The organism is Demequina flava (genome assembly GCF_000975035.1).
GTDB classification, from domain to species: domain Bacteria; phylum Actinomycetota; class Actinomycetes; order Actinomycetales; family Demequinaceae; genus Demequina; species Demequina flava.
Genome location: NZ_BBRA01000001.1, coordinates 1039695 through 1058827 on the forward strand (window position 1 = coordinate 1039695; position 19133 = coordinate 1058827).

General features: G+C 63.7%; 15 protein-coding genes. 3 read left to right on the top strand and 12 right to left on the bottom strand.

Translation table 11 applies throughout. The features are described 5' to 3' along the window. Nucleotides 1-675 precede the first annotated feature (675 nt). Nucleotides 676-2526 (bottom strand): bifunctional copper resistance protein CopD/cytochrome c oxidase assembly protein, encoded by a 1851-nt coding sequence (locus tag AOP74_RS04950; RefSeq protein WP_152649171.1) that lies wholly within the window; start codon nt 2524-2526, stop codon nt 676-678. A gap of 106 nt (nt 2527-2632) precedes the next feature. Between AOP74_RS04950 and AOP74_RS04955 the strand changes: the two genes are divergently transcribed. Further along, nucleotides 2633-3760, top strand: a complete 1128-nt coding sequence (locus AOP74_RS04955) for a winged helix DNA-binding domain-containing protein (protein ID WP_061961230.1) — start codon at nt 2633-2635, stop codon at nt 3758-3760. A 4-nt stretch (nt 3761-3764) separates the two neighbouring features. Here AOP74_RS04955 and AOP74_RS04960 read toward each other — a convergent pair whose 3' ends face one another. From AOP74_RS04960 to AOP74_RS04975, 4 genes are all read right to left on the bottom strand, one after another. After that, nucleotides 3765-5216 (bottom strand): dihydrolipoamide acetyltransferase family protein, encoded by a 1452-nt coding sequence (locus AOP74_RS04960; RefSeq protein WP_061961231.1) that lies wholly within the window; start codon nt 5214-5216, stop codon nt 3765-3767. Nucleotides 5217-5226: 10 nt separating this feature from the next. Next, a complete protein-coding gene (locus tag AOP74_RS04965; RefSeq protein WP_061961232.1) occupies nt 5227-6240 on the bottom strand; it encodes an alpha-ketoacid dehydrogenase subunit beta in 1014 nt (337 codons plus the stop codon). Next, nucleotides 6237-7361 (bottom strand): thiamine pyrophosphate-dependent dehydrogenase E1 component subunit alpha, encoded by a 1125-nt coding sequence (locus tag AOP74_RS04970; RefSeq protein WP_061961233.1) that lies wholly within the window; start codon nt 7359-7361, stop codon nt 6237-6239. Before AOP74_RS04970 ends, AOP74_RS04965 begins: the two co-directional genes overlap by 4 nt. Nucleotides 7362-7488: 127 nt before the next feature. Next, a complete protein-coding gene (locus tag AOP74_RS04975) occupies nt 7489-8265 on the bottom strand; it encodes a hypothetical protein (RefSeq protein WP_152649172.1) in 777 nt (258 codons plus the stop codon). A 533-nt stretch (nt 8266-8798) separates the two neighbouring features. On the opposite strand from AOP74_RS04975, the gene AOP74_RS04980 reads away from it, so the two are divergent. Together AOP74_RS04980 and AOP74_RS04985 are read left to right on the top strand one after the other, a co-directional pair. Beyond that, complete coding sequence (locus AOP74_RS04980; RefSeq protein WP_061961235.1) at nt 8799-9767, top strand: glycosyltransferase family 2 protein; 969 nt, start codon at nt 8799-8801, stop codon at nt 9765-9767. Beyond that, nucleotides 9764-11128, top strand: coding sequence for a polysialyltransferase family glycosyltransferase (locus AOP74_RS04985; RefSeq protein WP_061961236.1), 1365 nt, complete (start codon nt 9764-9766; stop codon nt 11126-11128). Before AOP74_RS04980 ends, AOP74_RS04985 begins: the two co-directional genes overlap by 4 nt. On the opposite strand, the gene AOP74_RS04990 is transcribed toward AOP74_RS04985, so the two are convergent. From AOP74_RS04990 to AOP74_RS05020, 7 genes are all read right to left on the bottom strand, one after another. Beyond that, the gene (locus tag AOP74_RS04990; RefSeq protein WP_061961237.1) at nt 11103-13193 is read right to left on the bottom strand and encodes an acyltransferase family protein; all 2091 of its coding nucleotides are present in this window, start codon (nt 13191-13193) and stop codon (nt 11103-11105) included. The two genes, AOP74_RS04985 and AOP74_RS04990, sit on opposite strands and share 26 nt — an antisense overlap. Beyond that, nucleotides 13187-14455, bottom strand: a complete 1269-nt coding sequence (locus tag AOP74_RS12420) for a DUF6716 putative glycosyltransferase (RefSeq protein ID WP_369345491.1) — start codon at nt 14453-14455, stop codon at nt 13187-13189. Before AOP74_RS12420 ends, AOP74_RS04990 begins: the two co-directional genes overlap by 7 nt. Continuing rightward, nucleotides 14445-15320 (bottom strand): N-acetylneuraminate synthase family protein, encoded by an 876-nt coding sequence (locus AOP74_RS05000; protein ID WP_061961239.1) that lies wholly within the window; start codon nt 15318-15320, stop codon nt 14445-14447. Before AOP74_RS05000 ends, AOP74_RS12420 begins: the two co-directional genes overlap by 11 nt. Nucleotides 15321-15331: 11 nt before the next feature. Beyond that, complete coding sequence (locus tag AOP74_RS05005) at nt 15332-16489, bottom strand: acylneuraminate cytidylyltransferase (protein ID WP_061961240.1); 1158 nt, start codon at nt 16487-16489, stop codon at nt 15332-15334. Beyond that, on the bottom strand, nt 16476-17447 hold the full coding sequence (locus AOP74_RS05010; RefSeq protein ID WP_061961241.1) for a hypothetical protein: 972 nt from the start codon (nt 17445-17447) through the stop codon (nt 16476-16478). Before AOP74_RS05010 ends, AOP74_RS05005 begins: the two co-directional genes overlap by 14 nt. 65 nt (nt 17448-17512) lie before the next feature. Beyond that, complete coding sequence (locus AOP74_RS05015) at nt 17513-18277, bottom strand: ABC transporter ATP-binding protein (RefSeq protein WP_061961242.1); 765 nt, start codon at nt 18275-18277, stop codon at nt 17513-17515. Next, entirely contained in the window at nt 18264-19124 is an 861-nt protein-coding gene (locus tag AOP74_RS05020) for an ABC transporter permease (protein WP_061961243.1), read from the bottom strand. The genes AOP74_RS05015 and AOP74_RS05020 overlap by 14 nt, the downstream gene beginning before the upstream one ends. Nucleotides 19125-19133: the final 9 nt, after the last annotated feature.

Consider the following 19133-nt stretch of genomic DNA (forward strand, 5'->3'; position numbering starts at 1 on the left):
CTGGTTCGTTGCGATCAAGGTACCCCGCTGACACGGGGCGGGCGCGGAGAAGTGCCCGCGCGCCTTGGGTCGTACTTGGCGTGTCGGTCACTTATCCAGGGCCGATGCGCTTCTAGCCTGGCGGTGCGGCCACACCCTGCGTGTGGCCTGAGCAAGGCGAAGGCCCCCCGAGATTCGGGCCCGGGGGGCCTTGCCATGGCTCGAGAGTTCTCACAGCCTGGGGATAACCCCGGCGCGATGGCCGCCGTTGACGACGCGGCTTCGATGCCCATGTGGACAACGACCTCTCTGCCAGCGACCGGTGCCGCGAGACTCCTGCGCCGTCATCCGCAGTGACCCAAGGACCGCATAGATGCGCCCCCTGAGGTCCCGGTCTCCCGTTGTCCTGATCGCCCAAACGTCTCACACCACACATGCAGTAACAGCGCAAATAGCAGGCCATTCGCCTCGCAAAGCTCAACCGCGCCGCGATGCACCGCCCCTTCGATGCGGACACCGTCGGGAACATGGTCGTGTTGTTCGTTCGTTAGACCTAGTCGTACTCGCCTCCGCCGCGACACGCAAGCCAGATCCGGACCCGATTTTCTGTCCAGAGTTTTGCTCAGGCTTATCCACAGGCGTGCCTCCTTGTTTAGGGACTGTTCACACGGCTGTGGACAAAATCTGTGGATAAAGTCAGTCGCTCTCGCGCTTGTCGCGATCCGAGACCTGGGCCAACATCGCGTTGTATGCCTTGAGCTCGGCATCCTCGTCGCGATCGGCCTGGCGGTCCTTACGCCGCGCTTCCTTTTCGTCCGACAGCCGCCACGCGATGATCACGCCAATTGCGAGCGCCAGCACTGGTAGCTCGCCGATTCCCCAGGCGATGTTGCCGCCGTACTGTTGGTCCGTAATTGCGTCCGGTCCCCACGTGCGGCCCATGAGGCCAAACCAGGTGGGCGCGAGCAACACCTCCGAGGACGTCAACGACACTCCGAAGAAGGCGTGGAACGCCATCGTCGCGAACAGGAGGACTACCCGCATGGGGTACCCGGGGCGCTTGGGTCCGGGGTCGATACCGATTAACGCGTTCGCGAAGAGGTAGCCGACGAGGGTGAAGTGCAGCACCATCAGCAAGTGGCCCACGTGGTTGCGCAGCGCGAACTCGAACAGCGGCGAGTAGTAGAACACCACGAGGGAGCCGGCGAAGTTCACGGCAGCCACGATGGGGTTGGCGAAGAACTTGACCCACGAGGACTCCACGACAACGCGCGTCCATTCACGCGGGCCGCGGGTACCGTCTTTCCGGGGGGCCAGCGCGCGCAGGGCAAGCGTGACGGGGGCGCCCAGCGTCAACGGGATGGGCGCGACCATCACCAGCAGCATGTGTTCGACCATGTGTCCGGAGAACGTGACCATGCCGTAGACCGTGGGTGCGCCCTGGGTGATCCAGACGAGCACCGCCACGCCCACCAAGAAGGACACCGTGCGGTACCACGGCCACTCATCGCCACGCCGGCGCAGCCGCACCACCCAGCGCACGTACGTCACGGCCATCGCGACTAGCACGAAGGCACTGAGGATCTCGAGGCGCCACTGCACAATCCAGTTGAGTGCACTGGGTGCGGGCGGGAGATCGTAGCCCGTGAGGAAGTACGCGGGAGTGGGCTCCTCGACCGCGACGATCGGGACCGGCGGGGCGGTGCCGGACATCACGACAGCGATCACGATGACGGCGGCGATGGCCCCCACGTCGACCATCATCACGCGCCAGAAACGCTCGCGAACGCGCTCAACGCTCAGGCGCGGAAGTGCCACGCGCCGGTGCCAGGCCGCGAGCGCGACGGCGAGGCTCATCAGCGCGATCTTGGCGGTGAGGAGCCAGCCGTAGGTTGTCGTGACGAAGTCCGCGACCGAGTCCATGCGGATGTACGCGTTCGCCACACCGGAGACGATCAGGGCGATCGCGGCCCACAGCATGACCTTGGAGCTACGGATCACGGTCGTCTTCGCGTCCACACCCAAGGGCCCGCGCATGGCGAACAGGACGCCGACCATACCCATCCACAGCGCGGATCCCGCCAGGTGAAGGAACATCGCAGACGTCGCCAAGTGGTGATCCGTGGCACCCGCGGCGTGACCCGTCTGGGCCTGCCATCCAAGCGCCCACAAGAACGGCACCAGTGACCAGGCGGCCGCGGCCGGAGTGCGCACCAAGCCGACCAGCACCGACACCACTAGCGCCGCGATCGCCATCTGCAGGTACGCCTGCCCCAGCGGGATCGTGGTGGCGAACGACCACACCTCTTCCACGAAGCGCTCGGGCTCCACGGCATCGTTCCTAATGAACGCGTAGGAGACAAAGATGTACGCCACCGCAGACAGCGCCCACACGGCACCGGCGATGCGCGCGACTTGCGAGGCGCGCGTGACCGCAGCATGGCGGGCAGGCAGAATCGCGGCGATCATGATGAGGGCGCCAGCGGTCAGGCCTAAGGCGATGTCGCGCACGGCTCCCGTCATCGTGACGAGGGTCTCGACGGGCACGGCACAAGCGTACGCGTCGCCCACGACACCACTGCACGGCTGTGGACGGATAGCCAGCCTTGCCCCAGCATCGGCCCGTGTCACTGGCCACCGCTAGCGTGAAGTCATGCTGACTCGCCTCGACATTCGCGCGCTACGTCAACGGTCGCTGCTCTTGGACGGTGCGCGGCTGGACAGCGTCGACGAGATTGTGACGTGGTTTGGCGCCATGCAAGCCCAGGACCTGGCGAGTGGCCTGTGGTCACTGGGGATGCGGTTGGCGGGGAATCCGGCCGATGCTCGGGCTGGGCAGGCCGCAACGCTCGCCCAGGTGGAGGCTGCCTTGGAGGCAGGCGAGGCGCTGCGCACGTGGCCGATGCGCGGCACCATTCACCTGGTTCCTTCGCGGGATGCGCGCTGGATGCTTGACCTCATGGGCGCGAAGCCGCTCGCGGGAGCAGCAAAGCGGCGCGAGTACCTCGGGCTGACCGACGACGACGCTCAGCGGACGCTCGAGGTGCTCGGGACCGAATTGCGTGGGGCGCGGCTGACGCGAGACGAGTGCATCGGCGCACTCACCGACGCCGGGGTCAACGCCGCGGGCCAGACGGCTTATCACCTGCTGTGGTTCGCGGCGCAGTCGGGGCTGACGTGCATCGCTCCCCATCGAGACGGCAAGCAGACGTTCGCGCTCCTGTCCGAGTGGGCTCCCGACCAGGTAGAGCTGTCCCGAGAACAAGCGCTGGCGACAATTGCAATGCGGTTTGTGCGCAGCCATGGGCCCGTTTCGGTGAAGGATATGGCGCGCTGGACCGGCCTGGGCGTACGGGACTGCAGGGCTGGTCTTGTGGGTGCAGGCGACGCCGTGGAGGAGGTCGCCACCGAGGACGGGCCGATGTTCATGGCTGCCGGTCTTGTTGCTCGCGGTGGCGGCGATGGGGCGGAGGCGGCGGCAGTGTGGGTCACCGCGCCGGGCTTTGACGAGGTGTTGCTGGGGTATGCGGACCGCTCGGCGCAGGTGTCCGCTGACGACTTCACGCGGGTGGTGCCCGGAAAGAATGGGGTGTTCCGCGCGACGCTGCTGCGACACGGCGAGGTGGTCGGGACCTGGAAGCGCGCTGGTGGCGCTGGGGCCGTGGTCGTGGACGTCGAGTCCTTCAGGCGGCTCGGCGCGCAGGATCGCCGCGACGCCGAGCACGCCTTCACCGCCTACGGCACCTTTGTGGGGCAGCCGGTAGAGGTGCGGTGGGGCTGAGCGGTTACGCCCAGACCAACCCCTGAGAGGGGTCGTTCATGACACGTCCGACGTCGGCGAGGACGCGTGCGCCCAGTTCGCCGTCGACGAGCCTGTGGTCAAAGCTGAGTGCCAACTGGGTGACCCAGCGAATCTGAATCTCGCCTTCGTGGACCCACGGCTGCTGGCGGATCGAGCCGAAGGCCAAGATCGCGGCCTCACCCGGGTTGAGGATCGGGGTTCCGGTGTCGATTCCCAGAGCGCCAACGTTGGTGATCGTGATGGTGCCATCGCTCATCGCGGATGGCTTCGTGGAACCCGAACGCGCCTCTGCGGTGAGGTGCTGAAGCTCGATCGCGAGCGCGTGGAGCGGCAAGCGGTGGGCGTCCTTGATGTTGGGAACGACGAGGCCGCGAGGGGTCGATGCCGCGATGCCGAGGTTCACATAGTGCTTGAAGACGATCTCCTGCGTCTCCTCGTCCCACGAGGCGTTGACCTCGGGGTGACGGCGCACGGCGAGCAAGAGCGCCTTGGCGACGAGTAGGAGTGGGGTGACCCGGACGTCCTTGAAGTCGCGGTCTTCCTTGAGTCGCTTGACGAGATTCATAGTCTCCGTGACGTCGACCGTGAGGAACTCCGTAACGTGTGGAGCCGTGAATGCGGAGTGCACCATCGCCTCGGCGGTGCGCTTGCGGACGGACTTGACCGGAACGCGCGTGGTGCGCCCGTCGTTCATCGTGGTGCCCTGCGCGAGCCACGGCTGGTCGTCGCTCGGGTACGTGGACAGCGTCTGCGCAGAGGTGGCCTTGAGGTGAAGCTCGACGTCCTCGCGAGTCACCAGGCCGCCGGGGCCCGACGGCGTGACCGTGGTCAGGTCGAGGCCCAACTCCTTGGCGAGCTTACGTACGGGAGGCTTCGCCAGCACGGGATAGTCGCTTGCGTCTTGTTCCCCGCCGATCGGATCCAGAGCATCGGCCCTGCGCGGGCGGCGCTTCGCGGAACCGGCCTTCACGCCGTAACCCACGAGAACGGCGCCGGATCCTTCGTCGTCATCGTTGGACTGGTCGCTGCGTGAAGAACCTGCGGTCGCGGGAACGGGGTCTGCGGCCGCCTGCGCGTTGTCCGAAACCTGAACCGTCTCGCCGTGAGTTGTTGACGTGGCATCTGTGGTGGACGCGTCAGCGGACTGAGTTGCATCCTCAGGGGCCGGCGCTGCGGGAGCCTCGCCATCAGGGTCCACGTCGACCTCGAGAATGGGCGCGCCCACCTCGACGGTGTCCCCCACCTGAGCGATGAGGCGCGTGACAACACCCGTGAACGGGCTGGGCAACTCGACGAGTGACTTGGCGGTCTCGATCTCGACGATGGCCTGGTTGACCTCAATGGCATCGCCCTCGGCAATGTGCCAGTTGACGATGTCGGCTTCGGTCAGGCCTTCACCTGCATCGGGGAGATTGAACTGCTCGTAGGTAGGCATCTCAGGCTCCTCAGTGCTTCATGACACGGTCAACGGCATCGAGCACACGGTCAATGTTGGGCAAGAACTCGTGCTCGAACGTGGCACCAGGGTAGGGGGTGGAGAAGCCGCCCACACGGAGGACCGGGGCGTGGAGGTGGAAGAAGGCCTGCTCAGTGACGCGGGCGCTGAGCTCTGCTCCCACTCCGAATGCTGTCGAGGCCTCGTGGGTGATGACCACGCGGCCGGTGCGCTTGGCGGACTTCACGACTGCGTCTGAGTCCATCGGGGAGATCGAACGCAGGTCGATGACCTCAACGTTGGTGCCATCTTCTGCCGCAACCTCTGCCGCCTGAAGCGCGAGGCGCACGGTCGGGCCATACGCCACCAGGGTGACGTCGCTGCCTTGGCGCGCGACCCGGGCCTTGCCCATTTCTGCGGTGGCGTTGGCCGGCCCGGTGGCGCCGTCGAGCTGAGCGGCGACGCGCGCCGTGTCGACCTCGCCCTTGTCCCAGTAGCGGGCCTTGGGCTCAAAGAACATGACCGGGTCGGGGCACGCAATGGACTGCTGCATGAGGTCGAAGGCGTCCTGAGGATTGGCCGGAGAGACGATGCGCAGGCCGGGCGTGTGAGCGAAGAGCGCCTCGGGGCTTTCGGAGTGGTGCTCGATGGCGCCAATGCCGCCGGCGTACGGGACGCGGATCACGACCGGTAGCTGGATGTCGCCGCGCGAGCGATAGTGCATCTTCGCCAGCTGCGTCGTGATCTGGTTGTACGCAGGGAAGATGAAGCCGTCGAACTGGATCTCGATGACCGGGCGGAACCCAGCCATCGCCATGCCGATCGCGGTGCCCACGATTCCGGACTCTGCCAGGGGCGAGTCCATGACGCGGTCGTCACCGAAGTCCGCGTGGAGGCCGTCCGTCACGCGGAAGACGCCGCCGAGCTTGCCGATGTCCTCTCCCATGAGAGTGACCTTGTCGTCACGCTCCATCGCAGCGCGCAGGCCGGCGTTGATGGCTCCCGCCATGGTGAGTGTCGTCATCGTCCAGCCTCCTCGGTGTCGAAGGACTCCTGGAAGCGCTCGAACCACACTCGCTCTGCATCGACGGCGGCGTGCGGAAGTGCATAGACATCTTTGAACATGTCGAGCAGCGGCGGGCGCTTCCAGGACTTCACGGTGGAGCGGGCGCGCTCGCCCAGAGCCTTGGCTTCCTGGGCGACATCCTCGCGGAACTCATCGCTCAGTTCGCCGCGAGCGCTCAGGTAGGTGTCGAGGCGGGCGATCGGGTCGCGGTCCGCCCAGTACTGCTCCTCTTCCTTGTCGCGGTAGCGCGTGGGGTCATCAGAGGTGGTGTGGGCACCCATGCGGTAGGTGAGGGCTTCAATGAAGACGGGACCCTTGCCGCTACGCGCGTGGTCGAGGGCCCACTCGGTGACCGCACGGCAAGCGATAACGTCGTTGCCGTCGACCCGGATGGTGGGCATTCCAACGCCGCGGCCGCGGTCTGCCAGTGGCACCTTTGTCTGGCGCGTGACGGACTCCGAGATCGCGTACTGGTTGTTCTGGCAGAAGAAGACGATGGGGGCGTTGTAAACGGAAGCGAAGATGAGGGACTCGTTGACGTCGCCCTGAGATGTTGCTCCGTCGCCGAAGTAGGCCACAACCGCGCCCGGCTCCTGCTCGGGATTGGCCTTTTGCTCGCGGGCCTTGGCCATGGCGTAGCCGGTGGCGTGAAGCGAGTGTGCTCCGATCACCAGCGTGTAGAGGTGGAAATTGTGCTCTGCCGGGGTCCACGCGCCGTGCTGGAGCCCACGGAAGATGCGCAAGACCTCGACAAGGTCCACGCCCTGGAGGTGTGCGACGCCGTGCTCGCGATAGCTCGGGAAGACAAAATCGTTGTCGCGCAACGCACGACCGGAACCGATCTGCGCGCCCTCCTGGCCGAGCGACTGCACCCACAGGCCCAGCTCACCCTGGCGTTGAAGGCTGGTGGCTTCGAGGTCCCACGCGCGCACCACGGTCATGGCGCGCCACATCTGGCGCAACTCCTCGGCATCGAGGTTCTGCACGTACCGGGAAAAGGTCTCGTGCTCGACGGGTACACCCTCGTGGGTGAGCATCGAGACGAGTCCGTCGGTCGACAGTGGGCCAGTCGAGTCCATCCGCACTCCTTCGCAAACGACGGCGGGTGTGGGCCCGCTTGTCCTAACCTACGCAAGCGTAGGCTACGGAACCGTAGGTTTGCAACAGAGGCGAGAGTCCGCGCGGGTTCACATGGCCAATTGCCGACTAACGCCGGGCCTCTAGGAGCCCCAGCACCACGTGTACCGCAAGGTCCGTCGGCACGACATTCTTCTCGACAGCAGCGCCGGCTCGCGCTTCCCGCACAAACTCAGCGCGGTCGCCAACCATGTCCAAGCCCCAACTCTCAAACAGATCCCACTGCCTCTCGGCAAAATCCGTCAGTCGACTTGTCAGAGCGCCCGGCACACCAGGTAGGGCTTCGTCCCTTGGTGGGGTGCGCGACGCCTGCAAGCTTTCGAACGCACCCCGATGGAGGTGGCTTCTGATCACCCCATCTGGTACTCCCGCCTCCCGCGCCGCTTGCCCCACGGAGAGCACAAAGGACACCTCTGCTGCCGTCAACCCGCGGTTGCGGTGTGCGACTAGCTGGGGAGATTCTGCTGAGAGGAGCGCTGGCCGCACCCCTAGCAGCGCACCGAACGCAGTTGCAACGCGGTGAGGCTCAGCCCGATCCGTCATGATCACGTGCACATTCGATGCGCCGAAAGCATCAACCCACGGTCCGAGCCGGTCCGCTTGGCGTTCGATTGGGATTCGGCCGCGCACCCGCGTGCCTGACTCCGAAAAGTCACGGCCGGCAAGCCACTCCCCCAGATCTACCGTGATCTTGCCCGCCCGCACATCTTCTTGCCACAAGGACACCAGGAACTCCCCGTAGTTCCTCACCGTGTACACGATGTGTGCATCCGCACCCAATGTCCGGCGGGCGTGCTGTATTGCTGCGGAGGGAAGGGTCGAGGCCCATTCATCCGAGATCAACATTCGCGCTCCGGACTCGGGTCGCGCCTGAAGCACTAGTTCCGCCCATTCCTCGCCATCGCCAGCTCCTTCTCCGTACGCCCGGAGGCTCCGAACCGGGTCCCGGTGCCGATGCGCGCTCTTGGCTCCAGGGCGACATGTCGGATAGATAACTCCAGCCTCTCTCAACTCCGCGCGCCCGACATCCGCGGCCCGCTGGATGGCTGATGTCGCGGTCTTCGGAGATCCGATGTGAAACAGGGCGGCCCCAGCGGGAATAGGAGCGGAGGAGTGGGCAGTGGCGAAACTCATGATTGTGTGGCCTTCCTGGCGACCAACGTGACCGCCGCAACAAGCTTGCTTTGGGAATCTACGGAACTCGGGTTACGAACCCCTGAACAGCGACCTAGGCAACCCCTACATGTGCAAGCACGGCCGCGCGGCCTCAGCATCCGCGGCAAGGTGACATTCGAGTGAAGGTCTGTTCACATACCGGTGAAGTGCGCGCCATGGGTTCTAGGCTTCCATTAACAAACCCTGGAGAAACCCCCTCATTCATGACTGAGTTGAGCATCGTTGTACCACTTCACAACGCAGAACGTTTTGTCCCGACGTGCCTGGAAACCATCCGTCGCACTATCGAGCCAGGTTTTCAGTTCATTCTGATTGACGACTGTTCAACGGACTCCACACCAGAACTCATCGCCGACGCACAGCGGGAGATCCCGTCACTCACCGTGCTCCACAACGATGTCAACATCGGAGTTGCCGCATCACGGAACCGAGCGCACGAAGCGGTCGAGGGACGCTATCTCACCTACTTCGACGCCGACGACTGGTGCTCACCGCAACACTTTCGCGGCATGCTAGATGCCATCAAAGCGCTCAACGTCGACTTCGTCCGCACCGCGCACGTCAAGGTCACCGGGCTAGAACGGCGCGTAGTACGGGTGCCTAACCAGACAGTAGACGTGCCTCTTCCTGCGACATCGGGAATCGGTGCCGCAGGTGCTTCAAGTGCAGTCGATTACCCGTTCTTGTGGGCAGGCACGTACGACTTGACTCGGATTGACTCCTCTTGGCTCCCGTTCAATGAAAACCTCCGCACCGCAGCCGACCGTCCGTGGTTTTGGCGTCTCTACATGAATGCCACTTCAACGGCCGCACTGTCGCAACCGAGTTACTTTTACCGAAAGACTATTAACTCGACCGCGCTCACCCAAGCGGGCAATCCCTCAACCTTGCACTTCACAGACGCATACGACGACGTTCGAGAGCTCGTGCTTCCAACCGGCAATGTGGAGTGGATCCGCAAGGCCGTCTATGCGACCGTGCGTATTGTGTGCTTTCACATCGACAAGCGCGAGCGTCTTACCCCTGAACTCCAGCGCGACCTAATCGGGCGCTCTACGCGATTGCTGCAGCAACTGCCCCCCGAGCATCTCGAGTACGCTGTCCGACGCCTGCCCTTCGCGCGCAGGATGATGGTGCAGCGACTACTCCGGGCGGAGGTGGCGGCCGCATGACCGATCAGGTGTTCATCGCTCCGACGTTCATGTGTGCGGCGACGATGGCCGCAGCAGTGGATGCGGGCGAGTTTGAGCAAGGGCGCCGAGCCCTCGTTATTGCCAACAATGCGGCCATCCCCGAAGTTACCCCCGCACTGCACGAACACGACTGGTTTAAGCCGATTGCTGACCGTTTTGACGCAATTGCTTATCTCAACGACTACATCGCGCCACATCACCCTCGTACCTGGCGCCCGCGCAAGAGCACCATGGACGACCTCGCTGGGCGAATTCGAATCGAGTTAGGTATCGGTCCCGACCCGCGAGTCGTCAGCCAGTCTCTACTTGTCAGGCCAGCCTTGGCTCTCGCACAGTCGTTCGGCTCGGGCCCTATTACAGCGGTGTCCGATGGCCTCATGGCCTATGGCCGCGGCCGTCTTCCGTTGGCGACATCATTGGCCGACCGTCTCGACTCGCTCTTGTATCTCGACCTCTTGCCAGATGTCGCGCCACGATTGTTCGCCGAACTTGAACCGTCGCTGATACGCGTCGGGCCTGGCGAGTTTCGGGCGATCAGTGGCGACGTTGCGGCGCATGTCGACGCGGCATCCAGCTTTGGGACCGCACCCGATGCGCTCATTCTTGGTCAATACCTTGCCGACCTAGAGCTATTGACGGACGACGAAGAGGAATACCTACACGCGGAGATGGTTCGCGCCGCGCACGCCCTCGGAGCATCGACTGTCGCGTTCAAGCCGCATCCGTCCTCCGTGGCGACGGTGAGCGCTCGGATGGCACAAACCGCGAGGTCCCTAGGCCTGGAGTTCCAAACTATTCACACGCGGCTTCCGCTCGAAGTGCTACTTGAGACGTGGCAGCCGCAACACGTGATCAGCAATTTCTCGACGGGTCTGGCAACGGCGTCCGGCATCTACGGGCTCGAAGCCCACACCGTCGGTGCACTGGACGTGGCACGAGCTCTTCCCACGGAGACCAACTCCAACCTAGTCCCACTCGCACTCTGCTACGCCGCCTACCCGCGCTACGAACGCACGGATGAAGGCGCGGGCACGCTGATTGCAGCGCCGGAGGCCAACCTGCAAGGTGTTATCGACGCTCTGGCCGCGAGGCTCGAAGGGCATCCGCACCCCGCCATAGCAAGCGGGCACACCATTACCGATCCTGGCCTTGTCGAACTAATGAAGCCCCTCACGCGGCCCCAACGTCCCCCGCTCCGAAAGCGCCTGCGTCGCAGAATCGTCACGACCTTGCCGATGAGCATCCGCCACTACGTGCGCAAGGTACGACGACGTACACGGCGCTCGGTCAAGACTGCGCGCGACATCGCGGCGGTCATGAGCCTGCCGATACCAAAGTAGACGCGAGCCGGGTTCCTAGCCACGGGGCGAGGGTACGAGCGAACGTCTCGGTCATGTGGCTGCTCGTGTCCCGGTAGACCACCGCGCCGGATATGACAGTCGCGCACTTGGAGTCGCACAGCGACGGATTCACGTCCAAGTACCGCACCTCTGAAACCGTGTCGGCGGCGGCGCCGAGAACTGCAGGCCGCGCAAGCGCCTCGGTTGCGTCACGCTGGCAGTCTGGTTCGGGCCCTGTCGAGGCAGCCAGACAACGTAGTTGCTCCTGGTCCATTTGTGGCGTGTCCTCGAGAACTACGACGGAGCCAACTACCTCCAGCAAGTTTTCCCAGCGCTCGGCATAGCCATCGACAGCCAACGCCTCTGATCGCGATGAGTCCTCCGCGAACTCATGCGCCCGAGTCGCGGACGTCACCACCAGGTCGGGCTTCGACCGAGCGATGCGCTGTAAAACTTCGTCGTTCCACTCCACGCAACTGTCGCGGTGGTCATCGTTCGCGAGTTGGCTAGCGGCGTCTGTGAACGGACAGGCCGCCTTAAAGTAAACAGTCAGGTTCCAGTTCTGTTGAAGGGCGACCTGTTCGATGGCCGGAAACCATTGGGCTGCATGAGAGTCACCAACCAAGACCACCGAAGCATCGGCCGTGTTCTCGCTCGCACCATACTCACAAGTCTTGACCTCGCTCTGGACCGGCGATGTGCGGCACTCGTCGTCGTATACCGGCGACACGTCGTCCTCAACGCCGGTGCGAGCTGGCTCGACATCGGCCCACTCCACCGTGGAACAGTCCAGTTCCTCTGTCCATGATTGCGCACCCAGGCACGCCTCCTGGTTCGCAGCAAGCGGTCTCGCATCGCCGTCGTCAGCCCGTTGTGCAAGAACCCATGCGGCTGTCACAACGGTGGCCACGGCGGCCGCGGCAGCCACGAAAGTGCGCCACGTGACTGGCCCGCGTCCATGCCTCAGTCGCTCTTCGACGAGACGATGCGTGGCTGCTGCCATGACGAGTGTGAGCACCAAGATGGCTACGAGCGTGATCGCATCAGCATCCCGCTTCAGGGCGAAAGGAACCAGCACGATCAGTGGCCAATGCCATAGGTACGCCGTGTAGGACACTGCACCTAACCACTGAACGCCGGGCAACCGATAGAGACGTCCAAGAGGACCGACATGGCGGTCCCCCGCTGCTATCACCGCAACTGTTGCGAGCACAGGCACCAGCGTCACTGGCCCAGGAACTGCCGTAGCCGAATCGAATTCCCAGAACACAAACAGAAGAACTGAAATTCCAGCTATTCCGAGTGTGGGTCGCCACCACTGCGCCAGCAATCTCGACCTGTGGTCTCGGGCCTCATCGCGAGACCGCATTGCGAGTGCGGCAAGCAGGGCGCCAGCGGCGAACTCCCACGCACGTGCTGTTGTGACGAAGTAAGCTGCCGCGTCGTGCTGGTCGATGAGCACCCATGCGTGCGCAAGTGAAGCTACCCCCACGAATGCGATGGCGGGCACCACGATGCGATGACCACTCCTGTCCATCGCTAACAGCGCGACCAAGAGCACCGGCCATGCGAGGTAGAACTGCTCCTCTACAGAGAGTGACCAGAAATGCTGCACAGGCGACGCGGCGCCGTCAGCTGCGAGGTAGTCGACTGCGCTCGCCGCGAGCGCCCAGTTTTCGACTATCAGTGCCGAGGCAGCAACCTCGCGCAGGAAACTTTCCCAGTACGCGGCGGGCACCACGAGGAAGACTGCGATCACGGTCGCCGTGAGAACCGTAATCGCCGACGGCAAGAGCCGCCGAATGCGCCTGCCCCAAAATGACGGAAGGTTGATGTTGCCGTGTTTGCCGTGTTCTCGTATGAGATGGCCGGTGATGAGGAATCCCGAGACAACGAAGAAGACATCGACCCCGATGTATCCGCCCGGCAGTGCATCGGGCCAAAGGTGATAGACGATGACAGCGCCCACGGCGATCGCCCGGAGGGCCTGAATCTCAGTACGTACCCGAGTGCTTCCCCGCGGGGCGGAGACCGTACGCACCTCGGCCGGTGTGGCTGTCACCATGATGCCGCTTTCGGCGCGGCGACGCGCCTAAACCCTCTCCGGACCAGCCGCGCCGCGCGGGCCGCACGGGACAGCGCCCGCGCTTCGGGCGACGCATCCGCACCCAGGGCTCGAAGTTCGAGGCGTGCGCGCTGCCAACGCACCGTGAAGCCTCGGCCCGCATCCAGTTGTTGCAAAAGCCCCGCGTCTCGTCGGAGAACCACGTCGTCTAGGCGGGTGAGCCAATCCTGATCGTCCTGCGAGTGAAAATAGTTGTTGTCACGCCACTCAGGTTCAACCTCGTAAAAGCGCGCGGCCCGTAGATCGTCCAAAGACCCCCAAAGGCCCGCCCCTACGAAGGCGGTGTTAATGAGCTCAGGTGCTACCCCAAAGTCATCGAGCACGAGGGTAGGCACGCCATAGGCGATGGCCTCGACGATCGCGGTCGAACTTACGCTCGCCAGCCCCACGGCACGCTCGAGATGCCCGGCCATCGGCCGATCTGAGATTTGCAGGTTCGCGGGCAACTCCTGGTCCTGGCTGAAGTGGTCTAGAACTTCCGAGTAAGGAATGTCCTCACGGTGCGTTTGAGACTCCCCTGCGAGCGCGCGCACTTTCATGACGACGGTGAGGTCTGGTCGCGACCGCGCGAGGTCGACGAGGGCCTTCACAACGCGCGCGCGATCAGCCATCGCTGCCGGCACCAATGCTTGGGCCGCGAAAATAACCTCGGATCGTTCCTCCAGTACCGGCCGCTCCGTTGCCCGCTGAATGAACGGCAAGGTTGCGAGACACAGGCGCCCGCGCATCGGTCCACTCTCCGCGAGGCGCGCGTAGGCTTCCACCTCCGTGCGACTGTGTAGAACCATGAGGTCCGCACCGGCTCGGTAGTCCAGACCACGTTGCTGTGCCGGAAACGATATGCCTGGTAGTCCCGTCACAACCACGGGACGACCGACACGCATCCGAGCTATCCCATCAAGCATCAACCGCGCCATGGGTCCCCTTGTCGCGAGGAACACCACATCCGGGCGCTCACGAGCAAGTCGCCTCAGTTCATCGTCGTAGCGCTTCACAGCAACGTCGGCCGGCGCAAACCCCGTTCCTTCAAGGGCCGAGGCGGTTTGCGCCGCCGACGGTGTCGCTGTGCCACGAAGAACTCTGAGGTTGACCTCTCCTCGCCCACGGAGACAGTGGGCGACGTGGGCCCCCCATTTGAGGTACGAGTCCGAGTCCGCGTAGACCCAAAGGCGCCGTGCGGCGCGAGTTGTGTCAGGCGTCAACGCGGCGAAGCTTGCTCAAAGGCGCAAGCTCACCCGGGAAGACCTTCTTCACGCCATCGCCCATGCCCTGCTCAATGATGCGCACGTCGCGCACCAAGTTCTTCAGGCCCGAGGGCTCGAGCGAGGCAGCGTGGTCCGAGCCCCACATGGTGCGGTCCAGGGTGATGTGGCGCTCGATGGCGCACGCGCCAAGTGCGGCGGCAGCGATCGACAACTGCAGACCGGGCTCGTGGCCCGAGTAACCCGTGGGTAGCTCGAACTTGTCGCGCAGGGTGGGAATCATCAGCATGTTCGCCTCGTCCGCGGGCAGCGGATACGTCGAGGTTGCGTGCAGGATAACCGTGTTGTCGCGGTCGAGAACCTCGACCGCGCGCTCGATCTGCTCCATAGTCGACATGCCGGTGGACAGGATGACGGGCTTGCCGGTCGCTCGGATCTTCTCGAGCATCGAGATGTCGGTCACAGAGGCCGACGCAATCTTGTAGGCCACGGTGTCCATCGACTCAAGGAAGTCAACCGCGGGCTCGTCCCACGGCGAAGCGAACCAGTCGATGCCGCGCGCCTTGCAATACGAGTCGATCTGGGCGTACTCCTCGCGCTCGAACTCCACCTTGTAGCGGTACTCGAGGTAGGTCATCTGACCCCATGGCGTCTCACGCGGAGTCGACTTCATGTGCTCCGGCGTGGAGATCTCCGGCGTGCGCTTCTGGAACTTCACCGCCTGGCAGCCCGCGTCGATCGCCACGTCAATGAGACGCAAAGCGTTGTCAACGCTGCCATTGTGGTTGAGACCGATCTCCGCGATCATGTACACGGGCTGGCCCTCACCAATGAGGTGGTTGCCGATCTCGACTGATGTAGCCATGGCACTTCTCCTTAATTCGAAAGAATCATCTGAGCGAGCTCGCGCAATGCGCCGCGCCCGCCTTCTTTTGTCAGGTGGATTCGCGCCGCCGCGAGAGCCGCAGGGTGCGCATCCGGTACTGCCACAGGCCAACCCACAATCTGCATGCTGGCCACGTCATTGACATCATTTCCGACGTACGCAACGTCCGACAGCCGAATTCCCCGCTGTTCACACCATTGGTGCACGACGTTCACCTTGTCGTCGACGGCGTTCACTGTTTCGACACCGAGTTTGGTGCCGCGCGCCTGAACAACGGGGTTGCGTTCCTTGCTCAGAATCAGCATTGGTAGCCCTGCGTCACGCAGCATTCCGAGGCCCATGCCGTCGCTGCGGCTTACAGTTACCGACTCGGTTCCGTCCTGAGACACAGTCACCAAGTCATCCGTGTGGACCCCATCGAAGTCCATAATCAGCCCCCGGATGGGCCCGATCTCGCTGCCACCTAGGACCGGTGCCAAAGCCCGCGCAGCCTCCAGTTCCTCCGGAGTGTCGATCTCCATACCGCTGATCGCGGGAACCTCTTGGAGCCCTACCCGCCCAAAGAACCTGTGACGCGCGGCACGGAAGCCTTCCGCATCCATCACGTAGAAGGCACCGGACTCCTGAAACTGCGCCTCGCGGTCCTGCCGGCGTGGCCGGTACGCGGGGTCATGATTGACACCCGCCGCGCCGCCGTCACGCAAGGCCCACAAGAACCCGTGGGTTTCGTACGCAGAGAAAACCGAGTCCTCGGCCCCCGAGGTGACGCGACCTACGGAAGCCTCCAAAGCATCGGCTGGGATGAAGGGAGAGGTCGCTTGAAGGAAGACAAGCGTGCCCACCTCAGTGCCAGATGCCTCGATCACGTCCATCGCGTGGAGCAGTGCGTCTTCACTGGATGCCAGGTCACCAGCGATCGCTTTAGGGCGGTCGACGACGAGCGCGCCGGCTGAGCGCGCAGCGTCAGCGATCGCAGCGTCATCGGTCGACACGTAGACCGCGTCGATGCTCGGTGCCGCCTGCGCTGCCGCTATGGCCCGAGCGACCAACGGCACTCCGCCAACCCGAGCAACATTCTTGCCTGGAACACCCTTGGAGCCGCCGCGGGCGGGAATTACTGCGACAACAGGACCCTTACACTGCGGCAATGCTCGCCCGCCTGGTCACGACAGTGTCGAGTACGTCCCGCAAAGGCTGATCGGCGAGGGGCGTAAGCCACGCCTCGGGGACAGGAGTCACCGCAAACTCGACGTCGTCCGCCAACACGCTCGGGAGTGTCGCAACCACGGAGGAAGGCAGGGTCGACACGCGCTTCACATGGGTTGCCGCCGCAATCACGACTTCAATGGGCAGTCCCGTGCGGCGCAGCTCAACGCCGGGGATCGCAGCCCACATCGTGAGGGATGCTGGCGTCTCACGCCGGTGCGGGAAATAGGCCACCGGGCCTTCTGCGGTGAGCGCGCGGAGCCAATCCATATATGCCTCGGGGCGCACATATCCGTCGTCGGCAAGCGCGCTACCCACGACCACGTGCTCGTCGTGAGAGGTTCCAAATTCGAAGTCTGCCGAGCGCAGCCAGACGTAGTCGTTCGCTTGGACGCGAAGGCCCTTTGCAGCAAGCGCGGCGACCTCGGGAGCGCTGGCGTAGGCGGTGAACAGGGCGAGCCTCTGGCGCCGCATGGCGTTTACGAGCCGTGATGTTGTCGAGGCCCCCAAGGCCCGCATCGGCAAGCTCTCCGGCTTACCGTGTCGCGCCAACGCCACGCCCCGGTCGAGCCGGCGCGCGGTCGACAACATGGCCGAACCGTCGTCCACCATTACCAGGTCCCGCACGCCGGTGTAGGTCAGCACTGCACGCACTTGCCCGGAGCACACGTCACCGACAAGTCGACGCTTCGCGGTCGCAAACGGGGAACGCATCGCAGAGTCCCACGGGCCCGACATGGTGACGCGCTTGGGAAGGTGCGGCACGAGCCCCCGACCGGTGTCTCCCAGTTTGGGGACGCCCGCCCGCAGGCAGATGTGGAGCGCCTCGCCCGTCGCTTGCGCGTACTCGAGCGCATTGATCATCTGGAGAGGGGACTCAACCCATGCGACGCGTGCCATCTACTTAGGACAACAGACGCACCTGAACTCTAGGTGGCGGCAATGTGAAGAATCGGTGCCGAAGGCTACTTTGAGGCTTGGTACGCCTTCACGACTTCCTTGGGATCGCCGTCCATCTTCAGGTTGCCGTGGTCGATCCAGATAACGCGGTCACACGTGTCCAGGATTGAACTCATCGAGTGGCTCACCAGGAACACCGTTCCGGCCTGCTCGCGCATCTCTCGGATACGTTGCTCGCTCTTCTTTCTAAAGCCCTTGTCGCCCACCGCTAGCGCCTCGTCGACTAGGAGGATCTGGTGGTCTTTGGACACGGCGATCGAGAACCGCAGGCGCGCAGACATTCCCGAGGAGTAGGTCTTCATCGGAAGGTCGATGAATTCCTCCATGCCAGCGAACTCCACGATCTCGTCGTACTTGGCTTCAATCTCCTTCTGAGTCAGCCCGAGCGCGAGACCTCCCAGAATGACATTCTTCTCGCCGGATAGGCTTTGGATCAGCGCGGCGTTGACACCGAGGAGCGCGGGTCGGCTGGCCGCAAAAACCTGGCCCTTAGCAGGCGCGATCAGGCCAGCGATCGATCGCATCAGCGTCGACTTGCCCGATCCGTTGTGACCGATGACACCGATGCTCTCGCCCTCGTGCGCCACGAAAGAGACTCCCTTGAGCGCGTGCACGATGCGCACGTCACGCTGCTTGGTGAGTAGGGCGCGACTCTCAGCGGCCTTCTTGCCGGAGGAGAACGTCTTGTACTTCACGTGAAGCCCGTCGACGACCACCGTAGGTGCGCCAGGTGTCACGTCGGCGGGCCGGTCAGATTCAGTCGTGGCCATATCGCTCCTCCGCGCGCCAGAAGAACAAGATGCCGACCACGAGGGTGATGAAGCCACCCAGACCAGCAATCCACCACATCCACGCTGGAGCAGACCCACTGTTGAACACAGCGTCACGAACTAGCGCGACGTAGTCGTGTACTGGGTTGAGTTGCGCGATAGTCAGCAGAGCGGGCTGGTCGGCCAAGACGGCTTCAAGCGAGTAAAAGATTCCTGTGGTGTAGAACATCACGCGGGTGATCAACGGGATGATCTGCGTCATGTCGCGGATATGCACCGTCAGCCGCGCGGAGATCAATGCGACACCCAAGTTGAACATCGTCATGCAGACCATGATCGGGATGATCATGAACCAGCTCCAGGCTGGCGGCACCCCGAGCACCATCACGATGATCATCATCACGATGATCATCGGTATCAATTCGATGACCTGGCGAATGATCTCCGCGATCGGCAGGAGCATTCGGGGGAAGTTCAGCGACCTCACCAATGAGGCGTTGCCGGTGATGGATTTCGCACCCGCTGAGAACGACTTCGAGAAGAACTGGAAGATGAAGACACCGATGATGAGGAACGGAATAAACGGCTCATCACCGCGGGTGTCTCGAGGCATGATGACGCCGAAAATCGTGCCGTAAAGCGCAGCATTCAACAGCGGAGAGAGAACAATCCACGCCAATCCAAGGCGGTTGTCGCTCATCGAGGCCTGGACGCGGTACTTCGCTAGCGAGATCGCGAAGCCGCGGCGTTCCCACATCTGCTTGAAGTACGCACCAAACGACGCACGTGCGCCGACGCGTTCGAGGCCTGCTTCGCGAGCAATCGCCTCGTAATCGATGGTGGTCACGTAGCTCCT